Source organism: Camelimonas sp. FR25, assembly GCF_059740505.1.
Window position 1 is genome coordinate 1 of sequence record NZ_JCAWFG010000062.1, and the last position, 20,099, is coordinate 20,099.

Below are 20,099 nucleotides of genomic sequence, written 5' to 3' on the forward strand. Positions count from 1 at the left end.
CTGCGCCTTGGGTATGACGCTATAGGCCGAGGCCGGCCCGCTGTAGGCGAAGGTCTGGCCGATGCGGATGTCGCTGTCGGTCACCCCTGGCCCATATTTCTTTTCGGCATGTGCGGGAGCGGTGCTGGCGATGGCCAGTAGTGTCGCCGCTGCGGATAATACCCACTTCATTTTGGCGTCTCCCATCGTGTCATCACGCCGGGATCACTGCGGAATCTGACGTCCGCTCCTCGATGGCGCCCGACGGTTCCGCCCACGCGACGACCAGCTGCAAGCCAGCGAAGTCGCGCAGGCAGCGTTGAGGCTAGGGCGCTTCCGCTGGCGACATCGTCAAACATGCGACAGTTTGGGTCACATTATCGATGTTGCGGCAATAACTTGGCCCACCCGCCCATTTTGGGTGAAGCCAGTCCCCGTTTCCTCGCAGGGTGCTGCTGATGGCGTCGTGCCTCTGGCGTCAGCCGTCCTGGACGGCGGCGAGGGCCGTGATCTTGACGCGTCGCCCTTCGCCGCGCGGGACAATGGGGCAGCAGGGCGCCGCACTGTCCGGGGGGGAACGCTCCGGTGGCCCGGCGCGTTGTCCTGACAGCCTGAGGTTGAAGCAGCGAAGGAGACAGAAATGGTGTTCTGGAAGCGCAAGGGGCGCGTCACCATGAGCGGCGAGCAGGCCCGGGCAGGTTCCTGGGGCAAGCAGGTGCTCTATGTGCTGATCGCAAGCCTGGTGTTGCTGGCCATCGTCTGGATCGGTCTTGAAATCTGGGGTGGCGGCCAGCCACGAATCCAGTAAGGCGCGTCGCGCACAATTAATCGGCGGCTTTGCCCGCGTTGCGCTTGTTCGCTGGGTCAAATCACGACAGTCTGTCAAAATCTGACACGTCGGGATGACCCATGTCGCGCCAACCGCCGCCGCGTAATGAATTCAACAGATTGTGTGAGCGCGCTGGCCTCACCCCGCCCGAGGCGGCGCGGTTGCTTGCGCTGTCGGAGCGGACAATCGCGCGCTATGTCGCCGGCGAGGCCCAGCCCTCGGCTCTGGCGTTGCGGGTGTTGCACGAGGCGGGTCGCGACGTGGAGCCTCAGCCATCGCGTTTTCGCTTTATAGATCTGTTCGCTGGAATTGGGGGCCTGCGCATCGGGTTTCAGGCCATTGGCGGCCATTGCGTGTTCACCTCGGAATGGGATGTCAACGCGCGCAAGACCTACGCCATCAATTTCCGCGACAATCACGAGCTGTCGGGCGACGTCCGGGAATTTTCGGCCGAGCCCGAGCTTGTGCCTGACTTCGACGTGCTGCTTGGCGGCTTTCCCTGCCAGCCATTCTCTATTGCCGGCGTGTCAAAGAAGAATGCGCTCGGCCGACCCCATGGTTTTCTTGACGACACCCAGGGCACGCTGTTCTTCGATACGGCGAAGATCATCGCCCACCACCGTCCGGTGGCCTTTGTGCTGGAGAACGTCAAGAATCTGAAAAGCCATGACAAGGGCCGCACCTTCGCCACCATCATGAATGTGCTGGCCAATGAGCTTGGCTATCACGTGCAGACCCGCATCATCAGCGCCGAACATTGGGTGCCGCAGAAGCGCGAGCGGATTTTTATCGTCGGCTTCCGCGAGCCGACAGGCTTCGACCTCAACGCGCTGGAACTGCCGCAGACCCAGCCCACGCTGGGCGACATTCTGCTGCCGCATGATCAGGTCGATGACAAATATACGCTGACGCCGCGCCTGTGGGACTATTTGCAGAATTACCGCGACAAGCATGCGGCGCGCGGCAATGGCTTTGGCTACAGCCTGTTCGGTCCGACCGACGTCGCCCGCACCTTGTCGGCGCGCTATTACAAGGATGGGTCGGAGATTCTCATCGCCCAGCCCGGCAAGCGGCCACGGCGGCTGACGCCGCAGGAATGCGCGCGGCTGATGGGCTTTGAGCGTGGCGAGCGCCAATGGCGCATTCCAGTCTCCGACACCCAGGCCTACCGGCAGTTTGGCAATGCGGTGGTGGCGCCGGTGGTGGAATTTCTGGCGCGCGCCATGCAGCCGTGGCTGGAGCAGGCGCTGGCGACCGCCCCGGCGGCGCCGGCGACTGGCGCATCGGAAGCTGGCGTCAGCCAGCGTGCTGCTCGATGAAGCGGGCGGCCTGGGCGATGGCGGCGGCGCCTTCCTCCAGCTGCGGCCAATAGAAGTGCCAGACGTGGAACATGCCCTTCCACACCGCCAGCTCCGTATCGACGCCGGCGGCGATCAGGCGCTGGTGCATGCGCACGGAATCGCCGAACAGCACCTCGCGGTCCCCCACCTGGATCAGCACCGGCGGCAGGTTCTTCAGTTCAGCGAACAGCGGTGAGGCGAGGCCGTTGAGCAGATCGGCGCCATCGAGATAGCGCGAGGAATGCCAGACGATATCGGGTCGCTGCACAACGGGATCGACGCCAGCCAGAAACTCATAGCTGGAGCTGGAGGCGGTCATGTCGACCCAGGGGCTGGCGGCGACGAGGCAGCACGGGGTCGCCAGCTCACCGTCGCGCGCGGCGAGCGCCGTGGCGAAGGTGAGGCCACCGCCGGCGGAATCGCCCATCACTGCGATGCGTCGGTCCGGGTGCAGATCCTGCACCGCCTCCCAGGCGGCCACCGCATCCTCCACCGCCGCTGGAAACGGCGCCTCGGGCGCGAGCCGGTAGTCGATGGCGTAGACGACGCCGGCCAGATCGGCGGCGAGGCGGGACGCCACATGGCGGTGCGAGCGCGGCGAACCCAGCGTATAGCCGCCGCCATGCAAATAAAGCACCAGCGGACCATGGCCGGCGACATGGCGTTCGCCCGGCACGCCCCCCAGTTCGCAGGGCGTGATGTCGACGCCAGCCGCCGGGTGGAACAGATCGGCGAAGCGATCGTATTTCACCCGATTGGCGCTCTCGCCGTCAGCCAGCTTCATCGGGCGCTTGCGGAACTGGGCGACGAGCGCCGCGAGCTTGTCACTGGCCATGCAGACTTTCCTCCGGTGTCAATTTCGCCGGAGGGTGTGCGTCCCAGCCGTGCATCTGCATCATAAGAGACGATGGGCGCGGGGGTGGCAAGGCTGCCGCCGCCGTAAACCTGGGCGTTCGGCTGGCGGCTGGTCAGGCCTTGCGCAGCATTGAATGCGCCCGACAGCCAGCCAAGCAGACCGCCGTAGCGTCAGGCGCGCCAGTCGAGGCCGATGTCGAGCACGGGCGCGCTGTGGGTCAGCCAGCCGATGGAGATCAGATCGACGCCGCTGGCGGCGACAGCTGGCGCCGTGCTGGCGGTGATGCGGCCGGAGGCCTCGGTGATCGCCCGCCCGTCGACCAGCGCTACCGCCTCGCGCAATTGCTCCGGGGTCATATTGTCGAGCAGCACGGCGTCGACGCCCAGCGCCAGCACCTCGTGCAATTGCGCCAGCGTATCGACCTCCACCTCTACCTTGACCATGTGGCCGACGCTGGCCCGCACCCGCCGGATGGCTTCGGCGGCGCCGCCGGCGATGGCGATGTGATTGTCCTTGATCAGCACCGCGTCATCGAGGCCGAAGCGGTGATTGCCGCCGCCGCCGGCCCGCACCGCATATTTCTCCACGGCGCGCAGGCCTGGGGTGGTCTTGCGGGTGCAGACAATCCGGGCGTGATGCCCGGCGATGGCCTGGACGACGCCATGCGTGACGCTGGCGATGCCGCTGAGATGGCCGAGAAAATTCAGCGCCGTGCGTTCGGCGGTCAGCATGCCGCGCGCCGGCCCCGAGATGGTGGCGATGACGTCGCCCGGCGCCAGCCGCGCCCCATCCTGCAGATGCGTGTGCACGCGGATGGCCGGGTTGACCAGGGCGAAGGCCAGCACGGCCAGATCAACGCCAGCCAGCACGCCATGGTCGCGGGCGTTGAGCGCCAGCGTCGCCTCGGCATGGGCCGGGACAATGGCGTCGCTGGTGATGTCGCCGGCGCGGCCGAGGTCTTCCAGCAGGGCGCTGCGCACCAGCGGCTCCAGCATGACGCGTGGCAGCGGGGTGAGCTGGGGCAGACCGGCGGGGGCCGGGACGACAGGCGCGGGTATGGGCAAGGCGGTCATCAGGCGATCTTCCGGTGATCAGGGGAGGCGAGGGTAGCAGGGGCCAAAGCGGGCGCAGGCACGAGCACGGGCGCAGGTGCAAGCACGGGCGCCGGCGCAGGCGAGGCATGTCGCGTGGCGGCGGCGGGCGTTGCGCGCGATGGCGTGGCGACGGGGCCAATCATGCGGCGCGCTGGCGCCTCATCCTGAAGCGCCAGTTCGTCCAGCCGCAGCGGGCGCCTTTGCGTTTGCGCCGTCTTGCCCGGGGCGTCGGCGCGGAAATGCGCGCCACGGCTCTCGTTACGGGCGCGCGCCGCTGTGGCGATCAGCAGGCCCACGAGGGCCGCATCGGCGGCGGGGTTGCGCGCATCCATGGCCTGGGGCGCGAGAGCGGCGATGGCGGCGTCGAGGCCCGCCGCGTCGCGCTCCAGCCCGACCTTGCTGGACATGATCTGGCGCACCTCGGCCAAGTGGTGCTTGCGGGCTGGCATGGTCGCCACACTGGCGCGCAGCGGCTGGTCTGGCGCCGCGTAAGGAGGGACGGGGGGCGGCGCGGCGTCGCGCAGGTCATCGGCGACAAGGCCGCCGCATACCAGCGCCTCGATCAGCGAATTGCTGGCCAGCCGGTTGGCGCCGTGCAGGCCGGTGCAGGCGACCTCGCCGCACGCCCACAGGCCCGGCAGGCTGCTGCGACCGTGACCATCCACCATGACGCCGCCCATGTGGTAATGCGCGGCGGGCGCCACCGGCAGCAGGTCGTGGGCTGGATCGAGCCCGGCCTGGGCGCAGAGCGCGGCGATCGCCGGGAAGCGCCTGGCGAAGCCAGCGCCAGGGTGGGTGCGGGCGTCGAGGAAGGTGGCGCGCCCCGCCGCCCGCTGCCGCCAGATGGCGCGGGCCACCACATCGCGCGGGGCAAGCTCGGCGCCTGGGATGTCCGCCATAAAGCGCTGGCCCAGGTCATTGACCAGCCACGCGCCTTCGCCGCGCACCGCCTCGCTGATCAGCGTCGCCTGCCCCTGCGCACCCGCGGCCTCGCCAGCCAGCGCGGTGGGGTGGAACTGCACGAACTCCATGTCAGCGACGCCGGCGCCGGCGCGCGCCGCCAGCGCCACGCCGACCCCGGTGCTGGTCAGCGGATTGGTCGTCACCTGGTAAAGGCCACCGACGCCGCCGGTGGCCAGCACGATCTGGCGGCTGGCCAGCACGGCGGGGCCGTCGGCGGCAGCGAGCGCAAGGCCGGCGACTTCGCCATGACGGGTGAGGATTTGCGTGGCGGCCACGCCTTCCAGCACCGTGATATGGGCGGCGCGGCGCACGGCGTTGACCAGCACGCGCACCACTTCGGCGCCGCTGGCGTCGCCGTGGGCATGCAGGATGCGGCGGCGGCTGTGGGCCGCCTCAAGGCCGAGCGCCAGCGTGGCGAACTGCGCCGCAATCCCGGTGATCACGCCCGCTGTCGCGTCGTCGCAGAGCGGGCGCTGGTCGAAGCAGGCGCCAAGGCGCAGCAGCGTGCGCACCGCATCGGGCGCCGCGGCGATGACGCTGGCGGCGACGTCGGGATCGCAATGGCCATCGCCCGCCGCCAGCGTGTCGGCGAGGTGCAGGCTGACGTCGTCGTCAGGCCCGACAGCGGCGGCGAGGCCGCCCTGGGCTAGCACGCTGGAGCTGGCGGCCCCCAGCGGGGCGGCGCTGATCAGCACGCAGGGGCGCGGCGCCAGCTTGAGCGCTGTCATCAGCCCTGCCGCGCCCGCCCCGACGATCACGGGCAGGCCGGCCAAATGCGTGAGCGAGGCGGGCATCGCGGCTCAGACCAGCAGCATGCGCTCGACCGGCAGGCGGGCGCGTTCGAGGATATCGGCGGGAATGGTCACCTCATGGCCGCCGGTCTCAAGGCAGCGGCGGATGGCCGGCAGGGTGATGCGCTTCATGTGCGGGCAGAGGTTGCATGGCCGCACGAACTCGACGTCGGGATGATTGACGGCGACATTGTCGCTCATCGAACACTCGGTGAGCAGCACGACGCGCGGCGGCTTGTGGGCGCCGACCCAGTCGGACATGTGGGCGGTGGAGCCAGAAAAATCCGCCTCCGCCACCACTTCCGGCGGGCACTCGGGATGGGCCAGCACCACCACGCCCGGCCAGCTGCGCCGCATCTCCTGCACGTCGGCGGGGGTGAAGCGCTCATGCACCTCGCAATGGCCTTTCCAGGCGATGATTTTCACATGGGTTTCGGCGGCAATGTTGCGGGCGAGATATTCGTCCGGGATCATGATCACTTCGGGCAGGCCGAAGGATTCGACGATTTTGCGGGCGTTGCCCGAGGTGCAGCAGATGTCGGATTCAGCTTTCACCGCCGCCGAGGTGTTGACGTAAGTGATGATCGGCAGACCCGGATGCTTCTGGCGGATCAGCCGGACGTCCTCAGGGGTGATGCTGTCGGCGAGCGAGCAGCCGGCCTCAAGGTCAGGGATCAGCACCGTCTTGTCCGGGTTCAGCATTTTGGCGGTCTCGGCCATGAAGTGCACGCCCGCCAACACGATGACGTCGGCGTCGACGCGCGCGGCCTCGCGGGCCAGCGCCAGCGAATCGCCGACGATGTCAGCCACGCCATGAAAGATCTCTGGCGTCTGGTAGTTGTGGGCGAGGATCACCGCGTTTTTCTCGCGCTTCAGCGCGTGGATGGCGGCGACGTCATCGGCGTAGCCGGCCCATTCCACCGGCGGAATCACCCGGCGCACGCGCTGGTAGATCGCGGCGGAATCGAACGGCGCGGCGGCGGCGCCTGGCGCGGTCGGCGCGGGGGCGGGCACAGCCGCTGGGGGCGTCGCGATGAGGCTGGCGGCAGGCATTTCATATGCTCCGAATGAGTATAATTCGGACATATGCTTAAACTGAGTATAAGACTTGTCAACCCGCCGGTTTGGTCCCTGCGATGGCGCGTTCGAGCAAAACCTCCTCCCGGAAGCGGAACAGCCGCGCCGGCCGCCCAGGGCGGTCCGTCGACATTTCATTCGTTTCTTCAACGAGTTCCTGCTGTTCGATAAGCCGGCGAAAGTTCTGCTTGTGGGTGGTGCGCCCGGCCAGCGCCTCGACGGCTTTTTGCAGGTCGAGCAGGGTAAACTTTTCCGGCATCAGCTCGAACACCACGGGCCGGTAGCGAATCTTGCCGCGCAGCCGGGCGACGCCGGTTGCCAGGATGCGGCGGTGATCGCCCTGCATGGCGTGGCCGGGCACGGGCGGCGTCGCCGGATGGGCGTTTTCGGCGAGGTGGCGGCGTGATTCCGGCGTCAGCTGCGCCTCATGCAACAGCTCATAGCGCTGCAGCACCATGTCGTCGTGCCAGGCGGCGCCATCGAGACCAAAGGTGGTGGCGGCCCTGCGCCGGCGCTGGGCGCGCATGGCGTCGGTCGGGGCGGCGTCGGCCCAGGCGAACAGCGCAGGTCCGATGATGTCGCGCAGCACCAGGGGCTGGCCCTTGCGCCAGTCCTCCCAGGGGAAGCAGGCGTACCAGCTCAGCCACAGCCCCGCCGCCGGGCTGGCGCTGGCCTGCTCCCGCGTCAGCGCCAGATAGCTGATCGACATCACCCGCTGGCCATCAGCTCCCTGGCGGTCGCGATCGGCGAAGGTGTAGAGCTGCTCGACATAGCCGAGCGGGTGGTGGGTCTGGCGCTCCACCCACTGGCGCAGGCCGGCCTGCAGCGAGCGCGGGCCGCCGAAGGGCCCGGCGGGCAGGCTGGCGCCGCCCTCCAGCGTCAGCACCCGCGGTTCGTCGGCGCTCACCGCCACCACCACGGCGACCAGATCGACCAGCACATTGCGATCGGGCGGCGCGCTGGTCTGGGCGGTTGAGCCGATGGGCGCGTTCGGGTCCGGCGCCGCGCCGGGCCTCGCCGCAGCATCGACGTCAATTGTGCTCCGGACCTTGCGGGATGTCATGCGCCAGATGCTCCCTGGTTGCGCAACTGTGAGGCTGCGTTCTTCTCGCATTGTCTGCGGACAAAGTCAGGAGGCAAAGTCAGGCGGGGATGCGCTGTCGGGCAAATGCGATCTGGCGCAGGCGGTCAGGCGGGTGTGTGGGGCAGGGGGACTGGGGCAGGGGGCCGGAAGGCGGGCGCGGGGAACGGCGCGCATGGCGGGAGGCGGTCGTCGTGGCTGGCGGCGGCCCAAGCGGCGTCGCAGCCAGTTGTCGTGTGCAGGCTCACTCGCTGGCGGCGACCACGGCGGCGGCCACATCGCCGTCGAGCTTGATCATCTGCGAGGCCATGGACAGTTGCAGCGTGATTGTCGCGACGACCATGGCCATGACCCCGGCCGCCAGCATGATGTCGCGGATTCGCATGCCGGTCATGTCAGAACTCCTTGTTCACCCTCTGGTCACTGATTGTCGCCGCATCAGCCTAACCAAAGGTGAACCCAGGTACATCCAGCTTCAAAAGAAGGGTCACGTAACAATAAGTCGTAGGTCGAATGGCGGCGACATGTCGTCAAAACGCAAACAGGCTCCCGAAACCAGGAGCCTGTCCGATATTATACACAAGCTGACGCTTCGCGGCGCAGCGACCGCTGGCGCCTGTCAGCGCTTTGCCGCCGCCGGGCCGGCGCGCAGCGCAGGCCACGCCTCAGAACGCGTCGATATAGGCGCGCTTGCCGCCCGCCGGGGTCTGGCGCGGCGGGGCCGAGGCGAGGCCGCGCAGGATCCACTTGCGCGTCTCCGCCGGGTCGATGACGTTGTCGATCTCCAGCACCGAGGCGATTGAGGTGGCTTTGCCCTCCTCATATTTCTTCGCCACCATGCGCTGGTAATAGGCCTCGCGCTCGACCGGGTCTTCGATGGCTTCCATTTCCTTGCGGAAGCCCAGCCGCACATAACCTTCCAGCCCCATGCCGCCGAACTCGCCGGTCGGCCAGGCCACCGTGAAGAACGGCGCCTGAAAGCCGCCGGCCGCCATGCCCTGGGCGCCGAGGCCATAGCCCTTGCGCAGCACCACGGTGAACACCGGCACGCTGGCGTTGGCCCCGGCCAGGAACATGCGCGAGACGTGGCGCACCACGCCGGTCTTCTCCGCCTCGGGGCCGACCATGAAGCCAGGGGTGTCGCACAGCGAGATGATCGGCAGGTCGAAGGCGTCGCACAGCTGGATGAACCGCGCCGCCTTGTCGCCAGCCGGCGCGTCGATGGCGCCGCCGAGGTGCTTGGGATTGTTGGCGATCAGCCCGAACGGCTTGCCCTCAATCCGCACGAAGGCGGTGACGATGCCGACGCCGAACTCCGGCCGCAACTCCAGCACCGAGCCCTTGTCGGCCATCAGCTGGATGACGTCGCGCACCTCATAGGCGCGCAGGCGGTTCTCCGGGATAGCGCGGCGCAGCAGGCGCTGGTCCTCGGCGTCCCATTCGCTGATCTCGCCCTGGAAGTACGACAGGTATTTCTTCGCCACTTCAGTGGCCTCGACCTCGTCCTCCACCAGCACGTCGATGACGCCATTGGGAACCTGGACCGAGACCGGGCCGACTTCCGCCGGGTGATAGACGCCCAGACCGCCGCCCTCGATCATCGCCGGGCCGCCCATGCCGATCGAGGAATTCTTCGTGGCGATGATCACGTCGCAGCAGCCGAGCAGCGCAGCGTTGCCGGCGAAGCAATAGCCGGAAACCACGCCGACCACCGGCACCTGGCCGGACAGGCGGGCGAATTCGACGAAGCTGGTGGTGTCGAGCCCGGTGAGGCCGCCGCTGTCGGTGTCGCCTGGGCGCCCGCCGCCGCCCTCGGCATAGAGCACCAGCGGCAGCGACCATTGCTGCGCCAGATGCAGGGCGCGATCCAGCTTCTTGTGGTTGCGCTTGCCCTGGGTGCCGGCCAGCACGGTGTAATCGTAGGACACCACCATGGAGCGGGCGACGCTCTCGCCGAAATGCTTGCCATTGATCGAGGCGGTGCCGACGATCAGCCCGTCCGCCGGGGTGTTGATGATCAGATCATCAAGCGAGCGGCGGCGCAGCTGCGCGGCGATGGCGAGGCCGCCATATTCCATGAAGGTGCCCTCATCGACCAGCTGGGCGATGTTCTCACGGGCGGTGCGCTGGTTGGTCTTGCGGCGGCGCTCGACTGATTGCGGGCGGTTCTCGTCGAGCAGATTGCCCTGGCGCTCCAGCACATGGGCAAGGTCGGGACGGATGAAGTCGAGATCGATCTCCTCCTCCGCCGCTGCGTCGGCGCCGCCCACATCCTGCGGCTCAATGTGCAGCACAGGCTCGCCGGCCATCAGGGTCGCGCCTGGGGCGGCGGCGATGGCTCGCACCACGCCGCCAGTGGCGGCGGTGATCAGATGCTCCATCTTCATGGCTTCGAGCACCGCCACCTGCTGGCCGGCGCGCACCAGATCGCCCACCGCCACATCAATGGTGACGATGGTGCCCTGCATGGGCACGTTCGTCGGCTGGGTGCCCTCGGGCGCCTTGACCTCGGCCTTGCCGGCCTCGGCGGCAGCCTCCTGTTTCGCCGCGAAAAACAGCTCGCGGTGGCGGTCGGCGGCGGCGCCGGCGGCCAGCTCCGCCACATTGTCCTCGAGGAATTTCGTCGTCACCTCATTGCGGCGCACGGCGTCATTCTGCAGCAGCGCCTTGAGGAAGGGCAGGTTGGTGCCGACGCCCTCGATGCGGAACTCGCAGGCGGCGCGATAGGCCTTGGCGACCGCCGCCGTGTAGTCGGGGCTGTTGCTGTGGGTGATCTGCTTGGCCAGCAGCGAGTCAAACGCCGAGCTGGTGCGATAACCGGCGTAGCCAAAGGTGTCGACGCGCACGCCCGGGCCGGAGGGCGGCTCAAACACGCTGAGCGTGCCGCCCTGGGGTTTGACATTCCCCCTGGCGTCGATGGCCTCCATATTGACGCGCAACTGGATGGCGTAGCCGCGCGGCGCCGGGATTTGCGACTGCAGCAGCCCGAGGTCGGCGAGGCTGGCGCCGCCGGCGACGCGCAATTGCGCCTGCACCAGGTCGACGCCCACCACCTCCTCGGTCACCGTGTGCTCGACTTGCAGGCGCGGATTGGCCTCGATGAAGGCGAAGAACGGTTCGGCCTGCCCTGGCGTGGCGTCGAGCAGGAATTCAAAGGTGCCGAGATTGTCGTATTTGGCCGCCGCCGCCAGTTCACGGGCGGCGAGGGTGATGCGCTCGCGCAGGGCCGGGGTCAGCGCCGGGCTCGGCGCAATCTCGATCACCTTCTGGTTGCGACGCTGGATGGTGCATTCACGCTCATACAGGTGCGAGATATTGCCGGCGCGGTCGCCGATGATCTGCACCTCAATGTGACGGGCGTTGCGCATCAGCCGCTCGACATAGACCGCGCCATCGCCGAACGCCGCCTTGGCCTCCGACTGGCAGCGGGCGTAAGCCTCGGCCAGGTCCTCGCGCGCCGTCACCGGGCGCATGCCGCGCCCGCCGCCGCCAGCCACCGCCTTGATCATTACGGCGGCGCCGTCGCCGAGGCTGTCGAAAAACGCCGTCACCTCCTCCAGCGTCGTCGGGCCAGAGGTGCCCGGGATCACCGGCACGCCGACCTTTTGCGCCAGCTCGCGCGCGGCGGTCTTGTCGCCGAACAGGCCGAGGCCGCTGACCGAGGGGCCGACGAAGGTGATGTTATTGTCGGCGCAGGCCTGGGCGAGGCCGACATTCTCCGACAGAAATCCATAGCCGGGATGCAGGCCGTCGCAATTGGCCGCCTTCGCTGCAGCGATCACCGCCGCAATGTCGAGATAGGCCCGGGCGCCGCGCCCTTCGAGCGCCACCGCCTCATCGGCCTTGCGCACATGCAGCGCGTTCTCTTCATCGGTGGAATAGATGGCGACAGCGTGCACGCCAAGCTCGCTGGCGGCGCGGGCGATACGAATGGCGATTTCGCCGCGATTGGCGATGAGCAAACGGGAGATCATGGATTTTCCGGATCAGCTGGCGCGCCGTCGCAGGCGACGGGGAGGCCAGTCACAACAGGGGGCGCCACGCGGCGAGGGCGCGGAGGGGCGTAAGCGGTCGCGACGCTCAGAGGGTCAGGCGAACGGCGGGCGCACGGGACGCGGCGCCGCAGGGGCAGACGGCCGACCTGGCCCGCCTGGCGGCCAGGGCCCGGTCGATGAATGACGGATTTTGTGCGCGCCCTGTCGGCGGGGCGTGATCTGCCCTTGTATGGCTCACGGTCGTTGCTCCCAGATTGGCCTGCTGCTGTCGCAAACGGACGCGCGGCCTTCATTGTTTTGGCGTCGCCGCGCCGCAGGGCGGTCGGCGATCGTGCCCGCCTATCATGCCTGTGACGCAGGGCTCATCAAGTGCAAATGCTGCGCAACAGGCGCAGGGCTCATCACGAGCGCATGTGACGAGGTCCGACACGACGACGCCGGGAAGCCCGAAGGTCCCGGCGCAGCTGGTCTGGCGGTTCGCCCCGGAGGGTCCTCAGTGATCGTGGCCGTGATGGCCGTGCTTGTGGCCGTGATCGTGGCCATGCGTCTGCTTGTGGTCCGCATGATCATGGTGGGCGTGATGATCATGGCCGCAGCCGCAGCCGGCGCCGTGGTCGTGCTCGCCCGCGTGACCATGGGCGTGCTCATGGCCATGATGCCCGTGATCGTGCGCATGGTCATGGCTGTGACCATGACTGTGGGCATGGCCACAGCCGCATTCCCCCGCATGATCATGCGCGTGGTCGTGTGCGTGACCATGCCCATGTCCATGTCCATGTCCATGCGCGTGGTGATGGTGGCCGTGATCATGGCCGCAGCAATCGTGCACGGCGAGGCGTTCGGGGCTGAACGGGCGCTGCGTCGCGGTCACCGAGCAGCCGAGGCCGCGGATGGCTTCCGCCACCGCCTCATCAGCCTGGATATACAGCACGTCGGCCTCGGCCTGCGCCTCGGCATGGGCGCCGCCCGCCAGCAGCGCGGCGCGCAGCAGGCGGGCCGGGTTTTCCGCCCGGATCTCCAGCACGGCTTCTGCGGCGGCGCGCACCTGCACCAGGGCGCCATCTTCCAGCTTCAGGGCGTCGCCGTCATTGACCTGCGCCGGCGCGGCCAGCGCCAGCTCGATGGCGGCGCCGCTGTCGGCGACGATGGTCCCGGCGCCGAGCGCCCGGGCGCGATGGTCAAGGGTGATGGTGTCGGTGATGCGCTCTGCCTTGACGGCGGCGCGACGGGTCACTGCTGTTGCGCGTGGCATGTCGGATCCTGAACCCCTGACGATGAGCTTTTGACGGCGCTGACGCTGACGTCCCGGCGACGTCTGTCGCGGCCGCGCGAGCGCGGCGCAGAGTAGGCCGCGCCGCGCCCACGCGCCAGTGGCTTGTGGCGCCTGCTTGATTCCGGGCCCATCTCCTGTTGTTGTGGCGGTCAACGAATAACGCATAACAAATATGATGCCGGGAGACGCCCATGGTGCTTCGCAATCTCGCCGAGGTGGAAGAGCTCGAGCGCACGCCGCTCACGACGCATGTGCCGGAGCGCAGCGTCTACGAACGGCTGCAAAACGCCTGCGCCCGCAACGCTGAACGCCTGGCGTTCCGTCTGTTGCGCGAAGGTCGGCCCGATGAGGAGACCCGCGACATCACCTATGCGGAATTTGGCCGCCAGCTGAACCAGGCCGCCAACATGTTCCGCGCCCTTGGCGTCGGCCCGACCGATTCCGTGTCATTGCTGATGCCTGTGTGGCCCGAGACCTTTACGGCGATCTTCGCCGCCCAGGTCGCGGGCATCGCCAATCCCATCAATTTCATGCTGGAGAAAGAGCATCTGGTCGCCCTGCTGCGCAGCGCCCGCTGCAAGGTGCTGATCGGCCCTGACCCCGAGGTGATGCCCGGGGTGTGGGAGCGGGTGGAGCAGGTGCGCCACGAGATCCCTGGCCTCGCCGCGGTGATGCGCATCGGCGGGCCGGCCAGCCGCGCCGGGGTCGATGCGCTGCATTTCGACAGCGAAATGGCGCGCCACAATGGCGATGGTCTCGATTTTGAGCGCCAGGTCGGCCCCGACGACACTGCGTCACTGTTCCATACCGGCGGCACCACCAGCGCCCCCAAGCTGGCGCGCCACACCCAGCGCGGTCTGCTGGCCCAGAGCTGGAGCAACGCCATCGGCGTGATGCCGGAGCAGGCGCCGGGCCAGGTGCTGCTCAATGGCCTGCCGCCATTCCATGTCGGCGGCGCCACCTGCGCCGGGCTGATGCCGCTGACCCAGGGCGCGACGGTGGTGATCATGACCGCCGCCGGCTATCGCAACCCGCTGGTGGTGCAGAATCTGTGGGCCCATGTCGCCCGCTTTGAGGTGACGGGCATTGGCATGGTGCCGACCAGCTGGGGCGCGGCGCTCAATGTGCCGGTGGGCGATCATGACATCAGCAGCCTGCGCATCGCCCAGAGCGGCGGCTCCGGCATTGCGCCAGAAGTGGCCCGCGCCGTCACCGGCAAGCTCGGCGTGCCGATGATGGAAGGCTGGGGCATGACCGAGACCCACGGCTTCGCCACCATGAATCCGGGGGCTGGCGAGTGCCGGCTAGGTTCGATCGGCATCCGCCTGCCGTTCTCGGAGGTCATCGTCGCCGAGATCGCTGACGGCAAGGTGGCGCGGGTGTGCGCCCCCAATGAGATTGGCGTGGTGCTGGTGCGCGGCCCGCAGGTGTTTGGCGGCTACACTGACCCGGAGCAGGACGCCAAAGCCTGGGTGCAGCCCGCCGGGAACGAGCAGCGCCCGGCGTGGAGCGAGGGCGGCCGCTGGCTCGACACCGGCGACCTTGGGCGCATGGATGAGGATGGCTATGTCTGGCTGACCGGCCGCGCCAAGGACATCATCATCCGCAGCGGCCACAATATTGATCCGGTGGTGATCGAGGAGGCGCTGCATGCTCACCCGGCGGTGGAATCGGGCGCCGCTGTCGGCCGGCCCGACGCTTACGCCGGCGAGATGCCCGTGGGCTTCGTGCAGCTCAAGGCTGGCGCCGACGCTGATCCGGAGGAGATTCGCGAATTCGTGCGCGGGCTGATCCCGGAGCGGGCCGCCGTGCCCTCGGAGATTTTTATCCTGCCGCAAATGCCGATCACTGCCGTCGGCAAGATATTCAAGCCGCAATTGCGTCTGCTCGCCGCCGAAACCACCCTGCGTCGCATGGCCGAGGCGGTGTTGGGCGCCGATGCGGCCATCGCAGTGGAGGTTGCGCCGCACCCGCGCCATGGCGTGCTGGCGACGCTGCGTCTCGCTGGCGCCGACCCGGCGCGCGTCGCCGAACTGTCGGGCCAGCTCGACAAGCTGCAATTGCGTTATGAGATCGTGGCGGACTGATGCCAGACCCCGATGAGCATGGCTCATCGGGGTCTGTTCACGCTCGCGCGGCGCTTGAGCTTTGCGGGTCGCGGATGCGTCAGCATCTGCACAGCCAGGCATGAGGCGCTGGCTCAGCCCGCGCCGCGTGCTGCGGTGGCCGGGTCGCCTTTTGCTGACGTTACATGCGTTGTCATCGCCATGGCCGGGCCGGCCTCGGCTGCTGTTGATCGCCGCATGATATTGGCGGCGAGGTCAACGATGCGTCCGCGCAACGCGCGCGCCGCCTCACCGCTGGCGTCGGCCTCGTCCCAGCGCAACAGATCCTGTTGCAGCAATGCAAGCGCGTCGGTGATGAAGCTGTCGCGGTCAGCGGCCTGCCTGGCGTCGCGCGCCGGCTGCGGCGCCCCGCCGGCTTTGGCAAGCGCCGCCGCCAGCCGCAGCCTGAGCGCGTCATTCTCCTCCTGCGAGCGATTAAGGCGCTCGCGCAATGTGCGGATTTCCGATCCAAGCTGATCGGAGGCGCGGCCAATATCCCGCGCCTCATCGCGCCGCTTTTCCAGCATTGCGATGCGTTCGCTGGCGCGAGCTGCATTGGCGCGGTGGCCGGCGATGGCGTCCTGCAACGTGCTGATGGTGCCGCGTTCGACGCCAAGCTGGTGCGTCAGCCGTTCGTTGGCCTTTCTGAGCGCCTCGGCGTCGGAGAGCCGGTTTTCAAGTTCGGCGATGGCCTCACGCTGTTGGTCGATACGCCGCGTCGCCTCCGCCTGTTCGCGCTCCAGCCGCTCACGCCGAGCGTTGAGCCCTGAGGCCTCCTGGCGGGCGGCGTCGCGCTGCTTCTGTACCGACGCCAGTTCTGCGCAACTCAGGTCGTAATCGGACTTGAGATCGGCATGGGCGGCCTCGATTGAGGCGAGCCGTTCCTTCGCCTCGTCCAGCTGGCGCTTCAGGCCATTGGCGAACGACAGCTGCTTGCCTGCGTCGCTCAGGGCGGCGGCTTTCTCTTCCTGCAGCTTCTCCTGCTTGCGCTCAAGCTTGCGGGCGCGCACCGCGTGTTCGGCGCGCAAATGGTCGCGCTCGGCGCCCATTTCTTCCAGCGACACTGGAAACAGCGCCCGCATGCGGCGGTTGGCGAGGCGCTCGGCGCGCTGGTTCAGCGCTGGCGTGAGCAAAACCGCGATGAAGCCCGCCACCAGAAATCCAAGCGCAAAGAACATGGCCTGCTCAACCACCAGCCTCTCCCCCTGAGCATTCTCGCCTGCCGTTAGCCGTGACGATCATAACGCAACATTGCGGGCGCGCGATCAATGCGCGGCAGCGTGAGGGCGCCGTCAGTCGTTTGCCATCAAGGCCTCATCCATGAGCGACGAACCGTTTGAAAGCGACCGGACAACGCCAGCAGGCGCCTTGGGCAAGAAGCACTGGCCTGTTGACCCTGGCGCATGAAGCATGCCCCCCGGCGGTCAGACCTGTTCTGCGGGCGTCATAGAGCGCCCTGTCGGCGCTGTACATCAGCCAATGGTCGCGGCGGCGACCAGGGCCTGGCATGGGGCTCCCAAGGGATCGGCGACAGGCGCTATCAAATGGCGCTACCAAGAGGCGCGAGCGAGAGCGATATCGAGGCCATGTTTAGCGGCGCCGTCGCAGGCGCCGCAGCGGCGGGCGTGACGGGTGACGCCGGGCCATCAGGCCGCATGCCGCCTGGTTTGCAAGCAAACATCGGCAACGAGGGGCGCCGCGCCCGAAGGGAGGACGTGGAGCGCCAGGCCGCTTCGCATTGCTCAGAAGGGGTTCCAGGTCGCGGTGGGGGTGAATTTGAGATAGCCGATATTGACGCCGAGCCGGGCGCCGACGCCAGCGCGGATCGGCACCACCACCATATTGTCGGCCACCGCCGCCGTCAGGCCAAAGCCGCCGATGAAATAGGCCGAACCGTCGAGGCCAAGGAAGCGGGTGAAAATGCCGTGGGTCGATGGCAGATTATACACCAGCATCATGGTGCGGGCGCCTTCGCCGCCAATGTCGAATCCCACCGTCGGCCCCTGCCAGAACACCTTCATCTGCCCCGCGTTGCGGGTGTAGAGCACGCCCTCGCCATAGCGCAGGCCGCCGATGAAGGCGCCCGAGCCTTCCTGGCCGAGAATATAGCCATTGGGGGCGCCCCAGCGACGGAAAGCCTCCTGCACGGTCAGCGCGATGCCCTTGGACACCGAGCCGAAGAAGCTGTGACCGGCGTCGACCAGTTCTTCCGGGCGGAAGGTCTCATGCTGCTGGATCCGGGGGCCCTGGGCAAAGGCAGGCGCCGCGAGCAGCGCCGTCATGGCGACCAGCAGGACTCTCAGAAATGCTTTCATAGACTCTAGCCTCGGGTTTGACAGCGCCGCGCGCCCGGGGCCGCCCGAAACGGGCGACCACGCAGAGCCTGGCGACGCTCGCGTCCGTGGGACCGGTTCGGGGCAGGGCGCTGGCGTCCATGCAGCATGCTGCCAACGCTCCCTGGCCGAATCATGTCCGTCGAGGCCCAGTGTGCAGGTCAAATTACGTAGAAAAGGTTGCCGCGCGAGAATATTTCGTCCTGAACTATCAGGCGCGCTGGCGCAGACGCAGGCATATGTCCGTCGATGGCGAGGTTCTGGACAGGGGTAACTCCGGGCGCCTCCGCGCGTCGGCCGCGCGTCAGCCGCGCGCCGCGGCTTCAGGATCTCCCCAGGCGATGAATGGGCTATTGCTGAAATCGCCATTGCTATTGCCATAGCGGAAGGGCGCCCCCTGCGGCGTCAGCACCACGCCGCCGGCGGCCTCCAGCACCGCCTGGCCGGCGGCGGTGTCCCACTCCATGGTGCGGCCAAAGCGCGGATAAACATCGGCTTCGCCGGCGGCGATGCGGCAGAACTTCAGGGACGAGGAGGCGTTCAGCCGGGCGCTGACCGGGCGGGTCGCCAGCCAGCGTTCGGTTTCGGCGTCGCCATGGCGGGCGCTGGCCAGCGCCGTCAGGCCATGCTCTGGCGCGCGCCGCGTCTGCAATGGCCGAAAGGCGAGGGCGTCAAATGGCGTGGCGAACACGGCCTCAGCCATGACGGCGCGGGCCCCGCCGAGCCACACGCGGTCCTGGGCGGGGGCGACGATCACCCCGGCGATGGGCGCACCGTCGGCGATCAGGGCGATGTTCACCGTGAAGCCATCGCCGCCGGCGACAAATTCGCTGGTGCCGTCAATCGGATCGACCAGAAAGAACAGGCGCGGCAGCGGGCCGTGCAGGGCGGGCGCGGTTTCCTCGCCGACACGGGCAATCTCAGGCCAGGCGGCTGCGAGCGCCGAAAAGATCAGCTGCTCCGCCGCCACATCGGCGTCGGTGCAGGCGCTGCCATCGGCCTTGTGGCTGGCGACGACGCCCCGCGCGGTGATCTCGCGCACCAGTCTGCCGGCGTCGATGGCGATCGCTGCGAGGCTCAACGCCAGCGCATCGCGGGCGTCCGCATCCATGGCGGAGGCGGGCCCGGGTTGCGCGCTTCTGGCGCTGGCCGCGATAAAGCCGTCCGCCGGTTTGCCTGTTGACGTCATGGAAGTGTCCCTGGTGCAGATCGCCAGTCTGGCGCCGCCCTGTAGCACATCCCGCAACGGACGTGCGCGAATTCGGCCAGCGTCCAGAGCATGACGCTGAGCGTCAGTCGCATGGTCCAAATGAGGAGATCCCGACGGGAGCTGGCGCGCTGGCGGAATGCCCTGCTGGCGGCGCGCGCCATAGCTGGAAAATGTCCAGGCGCCGCGCCACAGCATCCCACCCGGCGCTTCGATGATGTCTGGGGACGCTTTCTGCCGTCCGCCCCGCACATTAATGTGCTGTGATCATCAATCATAAGGCGCTTTCCGTGTGACCGCCGCGCTATTGTTTTCCCGTGGGGCCCTTGGCGGCGGGAAGTTGCGCCGGCGCCGCATCGCCCGTAAGCAGGCGGGCCGTGCCGCCGCCACAAGCCTGGTTCTTGCGGGCGTGGCCTGCTTTGCCTTTCCGCCCCTCAGCGCCGGCGCCGCCAGTCGCCTGGAGATAGATATGACCGCTGTTAGTCTTGATGCGCTCGATCTCGCCGCCTTGCTGTGCAGCCGTGTGTGCCATGACGTGATCAGCCCCGTCGGCGCCATCGTCAACGGCCTGGAAGTGCTGGAGGATGAGAAAGACGCCTCCATGCGCGAGTTCGCCCATGAGCTGATCGCCAAAAGCGCCCGCCAGGCCTCGGCCCGGCTGCAATTGTGCCGCATCGCTTTTGGCGCCGCCGGCTCGGCCGGGGCGGAGATCGACACTGGCGACGCCGAGCAGGTGGCGCGCAATTTCTTTTCCGACGACAAGACGCGGCTGGAGTGGACCGGGCCGCGGCTGCTGCTGCCGAAAAATCGCGTAAAATTGATGTTGAATGTGTTGCTGATCGCCGCCACGGCCATTCCGCGTGGCGGCCAGCTGACCATGGAGGTGGGCGATGGCGGCGCTTCCTTCACGGTGCGGGCCCAGGGCCGCAACGCCCGCATCCCGCCCCATGCCGAGGAGCTGATCGCCGGCGCGCCAGCCAGCGGCAGCGTCGACGCCCACGCCATCCAGCCCTATTACACTGGCCTGATCGCCCGCGCCGCCCAGATGGGCGTCAACTTCGCCATCGATGGCGATGTGGTGACCATGTCGGTGCAGCCGGTGTGACGATCTGGTGAGGGCGCGCTGCGGCGCGCCCTGCCATCTGCTGCGCCCCAAACGAAAAACGCGGCGAGCCT

The 20,099-nt window shown here is 68.0% G+C and carries 15 protein-coding genes; 4 read left to right on the top strand and 11 right to left on the bottom strand.

The window, feature by feature from the left end; all coding sequences use genetic code 11:
- The first annotated feature begins 619 nt into the window (after window positions 1–619).
- Together AC6A67_RS07320 and dcm are read left to right on the top strand one after the other, a co-directional pair.
- Window positions 620–787: a hypothetical protein gene (locus AC6A67_RS07320; protein WP_498035891.1), complete on the top strand. Its 168-nt coding sequence runs from the start codon at window positions 620–622 to the stop codon at window positions 785–787.
- A 101-nt stretch (window positions 788–888) separates the two neighbouring features.
- The gene (dcm, locus tag AC6A67_RS07325; protein ID WP_498035892.1) at window positions 889–2,127 is read left to right on the top strand and encodes a DNA (cytosine-5-)-methyltransferase; all 1,239 of its coding nucleotides are present in this window, start codon (window positions 889–891) and stop codon (window positions 2,125–2,127) included.
- On the opposite strand, the gene AC6A67_RS07330 is transcribed toward dcm, so the two are convergent.
- The 8 genes from AC6A67_RS07330 to AC6A67_RS07365 all read right to left on the bottom strand — a co-directional run bounded on the left by AC6A67_RS07330 (window position 2,105) and on the right by AC6A67_RS07365 (window position 13,443).
- Window positions 2,105–2,983 carry an alpha/beta hydrolase gene (locus AC6A67_RS07330; RefSeq protein WP_498035893.1) on the bottom strand — a complete coding sequence of 293 codons (879 nt, stop codon included), beginning with the start codon at window positions 2,981–2,983 and terminating at the stop codon, window positions 2,105–2,107. The two genes, dcm and AC6A67_RS07330, sit on opposite strands and share 23 nt — an antisense overlap.
- 191 nt (window positions 2,984–3,174) lie before the next feature.
- Entirely contained in the window at window positions 3,175–4,077 is a 903-nt protein-coding gene (nadC, locus tag AC6A67_RS07335; RefSeq protein ID WP_498035894.1) for a carboxylating nicotinate-nucleotide diphosphorylase, read from the bottom strand.
- Complete coding sequence (locus AC6A67_RS07340) at window positions 4,077–5,855, bottom strand: L-aspartate oxidase (protein ID WP_498035895.1); 1,779 nt, start codon at window positions 5,853–5,855, stop codon at window positions 4,077–4,079. Before AC6A67_RS07340 ends, nadC begins: the two co-directional genes overlap by 1 nt.
- Before the next feature lie 6 nt (window positions 5,856–5,861).
- Complete coding sequence (gene nadA / locus AC6A67_RS07345) at window positions 5,862–6,905, bottom strand: quinolinate synthase NadA (RefSeq protein ID WP_498035896.1); 1,044 nt, start codon at window positions 6,903–6,905, stop codon at window positions 5,862–5,864.
- Window positions 6,906–6,963: 58 nt separating this feature from the next.
- Complete coding sequence (locus tag AC6A67_RS07350) at window positions 6,964–7,992, bottom strand: NUDIX hydrolase (RefSeq protein WP_498035897.1); 1,029 nt, start codon at window positions 7,990–7,992, stop codon at window positions 6,964–6,966.
- Window positions 7,993–8,254: 262 nt separating this feature from the next.
- The gene (locus AC6A67_RS07355; protein WP_498035898.1) at window positions 8,255–8,404 is read right to left on the bottom strand and encodes a hypothetical protein; all 150 of its coding nucleotides are present in this window, start codon (window positions 8,402–8,404) and stop codon (window positions 8,255–8,257) included.
- A 271-nt stretch (window positions 8,405–8,675) separates the two neighbouring features.
- Window positions 8,676–11,984 (bottom strand): carboxyl transferase domain-containing protein, encoded by a 3,309-nt coding sequence (locus AC6A67_RS07360; protein ID WP_498035899.1) that lies wholly within the window; start codon window positions 11,982–11,984, stop codon window positions 8,676–8,678.
- 514 nt (window positions 11,985–12,498) lie between these two features.
- Window positions 12,499–13,443, bottom strand: a complete 945-nt coding sequence (locus AC6A67_RS07365; RefSeq protein WP_498035900.1) for an urease accessory protein UreE — start codon at window positions 13,441–13,443, stop codon at window positions 12,499–12,501.
- Window positions 13,444–13,469: 26 nt separating this feature from the next.
- On the opposite strand from AC6A67_RS07365, the gene AC6A67_RS07370 reads away from it, so the two are divergent.
- Entirely contained in the window at window positions 13,470–15,365 is a 1,896-nt protein-coding gene (locus AC6A67_RS07370) for an acyl-CoA synthetase (RefSeq protein ID WP_498035901.1), read from the top strand.
- Between the two features lie 113 nt (window positions 15,366–15,478).
- Here AC6A67_RS07370 and AC6A67_RS07375 read toward each other — a convergent pair whose 3' ends face one another.
- From AC6A67_RS07375 to AC6A67_RS07385, 3 genes are all read right to left on the bottom strand, one after another.
- The gene (locus tag AC6A67_RS07375) at window positions 15,479–16,576 is read right to left on the bottom strand and encodes a hypothetical protein (protein ID WP_498035902.1); all 1,098 of its coding nucleotides are present in this window, start codon (window positions 16,574–16,576) and stop codon (window positions 15,479–15,481) included.
- A gap of 549 nt (window positions 16,577–17,125) precedes the next feature.
- Window positions 17,126–17,698: a DUF1134 domain-containing protein gene (locus tag AC6A67_RS07380; protein ID WP_498035903.1), complete on the bottom strand. Its 573-nt coding sequence runs from the start codon at window positions 17,696–17,698 to the stop codon at window positions 17,126–17,128.
- A 322-nt stretch (window positions 17,699–18,020) separates the two neighbouring features.
- Window positions 18,021–18,905: a 3'(2'),5'-bisphosphate nucleotidase CysQ family protein gene (locus tag AC6A67_RS07385; protein ID WP_498035904.1), complete on the bottom strand. Its 885-nt coding sequence runs from the start codon at window positions 18,903–18,905 to the stop codon at window positions 18,021–18,023.
- A 487-nt stretch (window positions 18,906–19,392) separates the two neighbouring features.
- On the opposite strand from AC6A67_RS07385, the gene chpT reads away from it, so the two are divergent.
- Window positions 19,393–20,028, top strand: coding sequence for a histidine phosphotransferase ChpT (chpT, locus tag AC6A67_RS07390; protein ID WP_498035905.1), 636 nt, complete (start codon window positions 19,393–19,395; stop codon window positions 20,026–20,028).
- The last annotated feature ends 71 nt before the right edge of the window (window positions 20,029–20,099 follow it).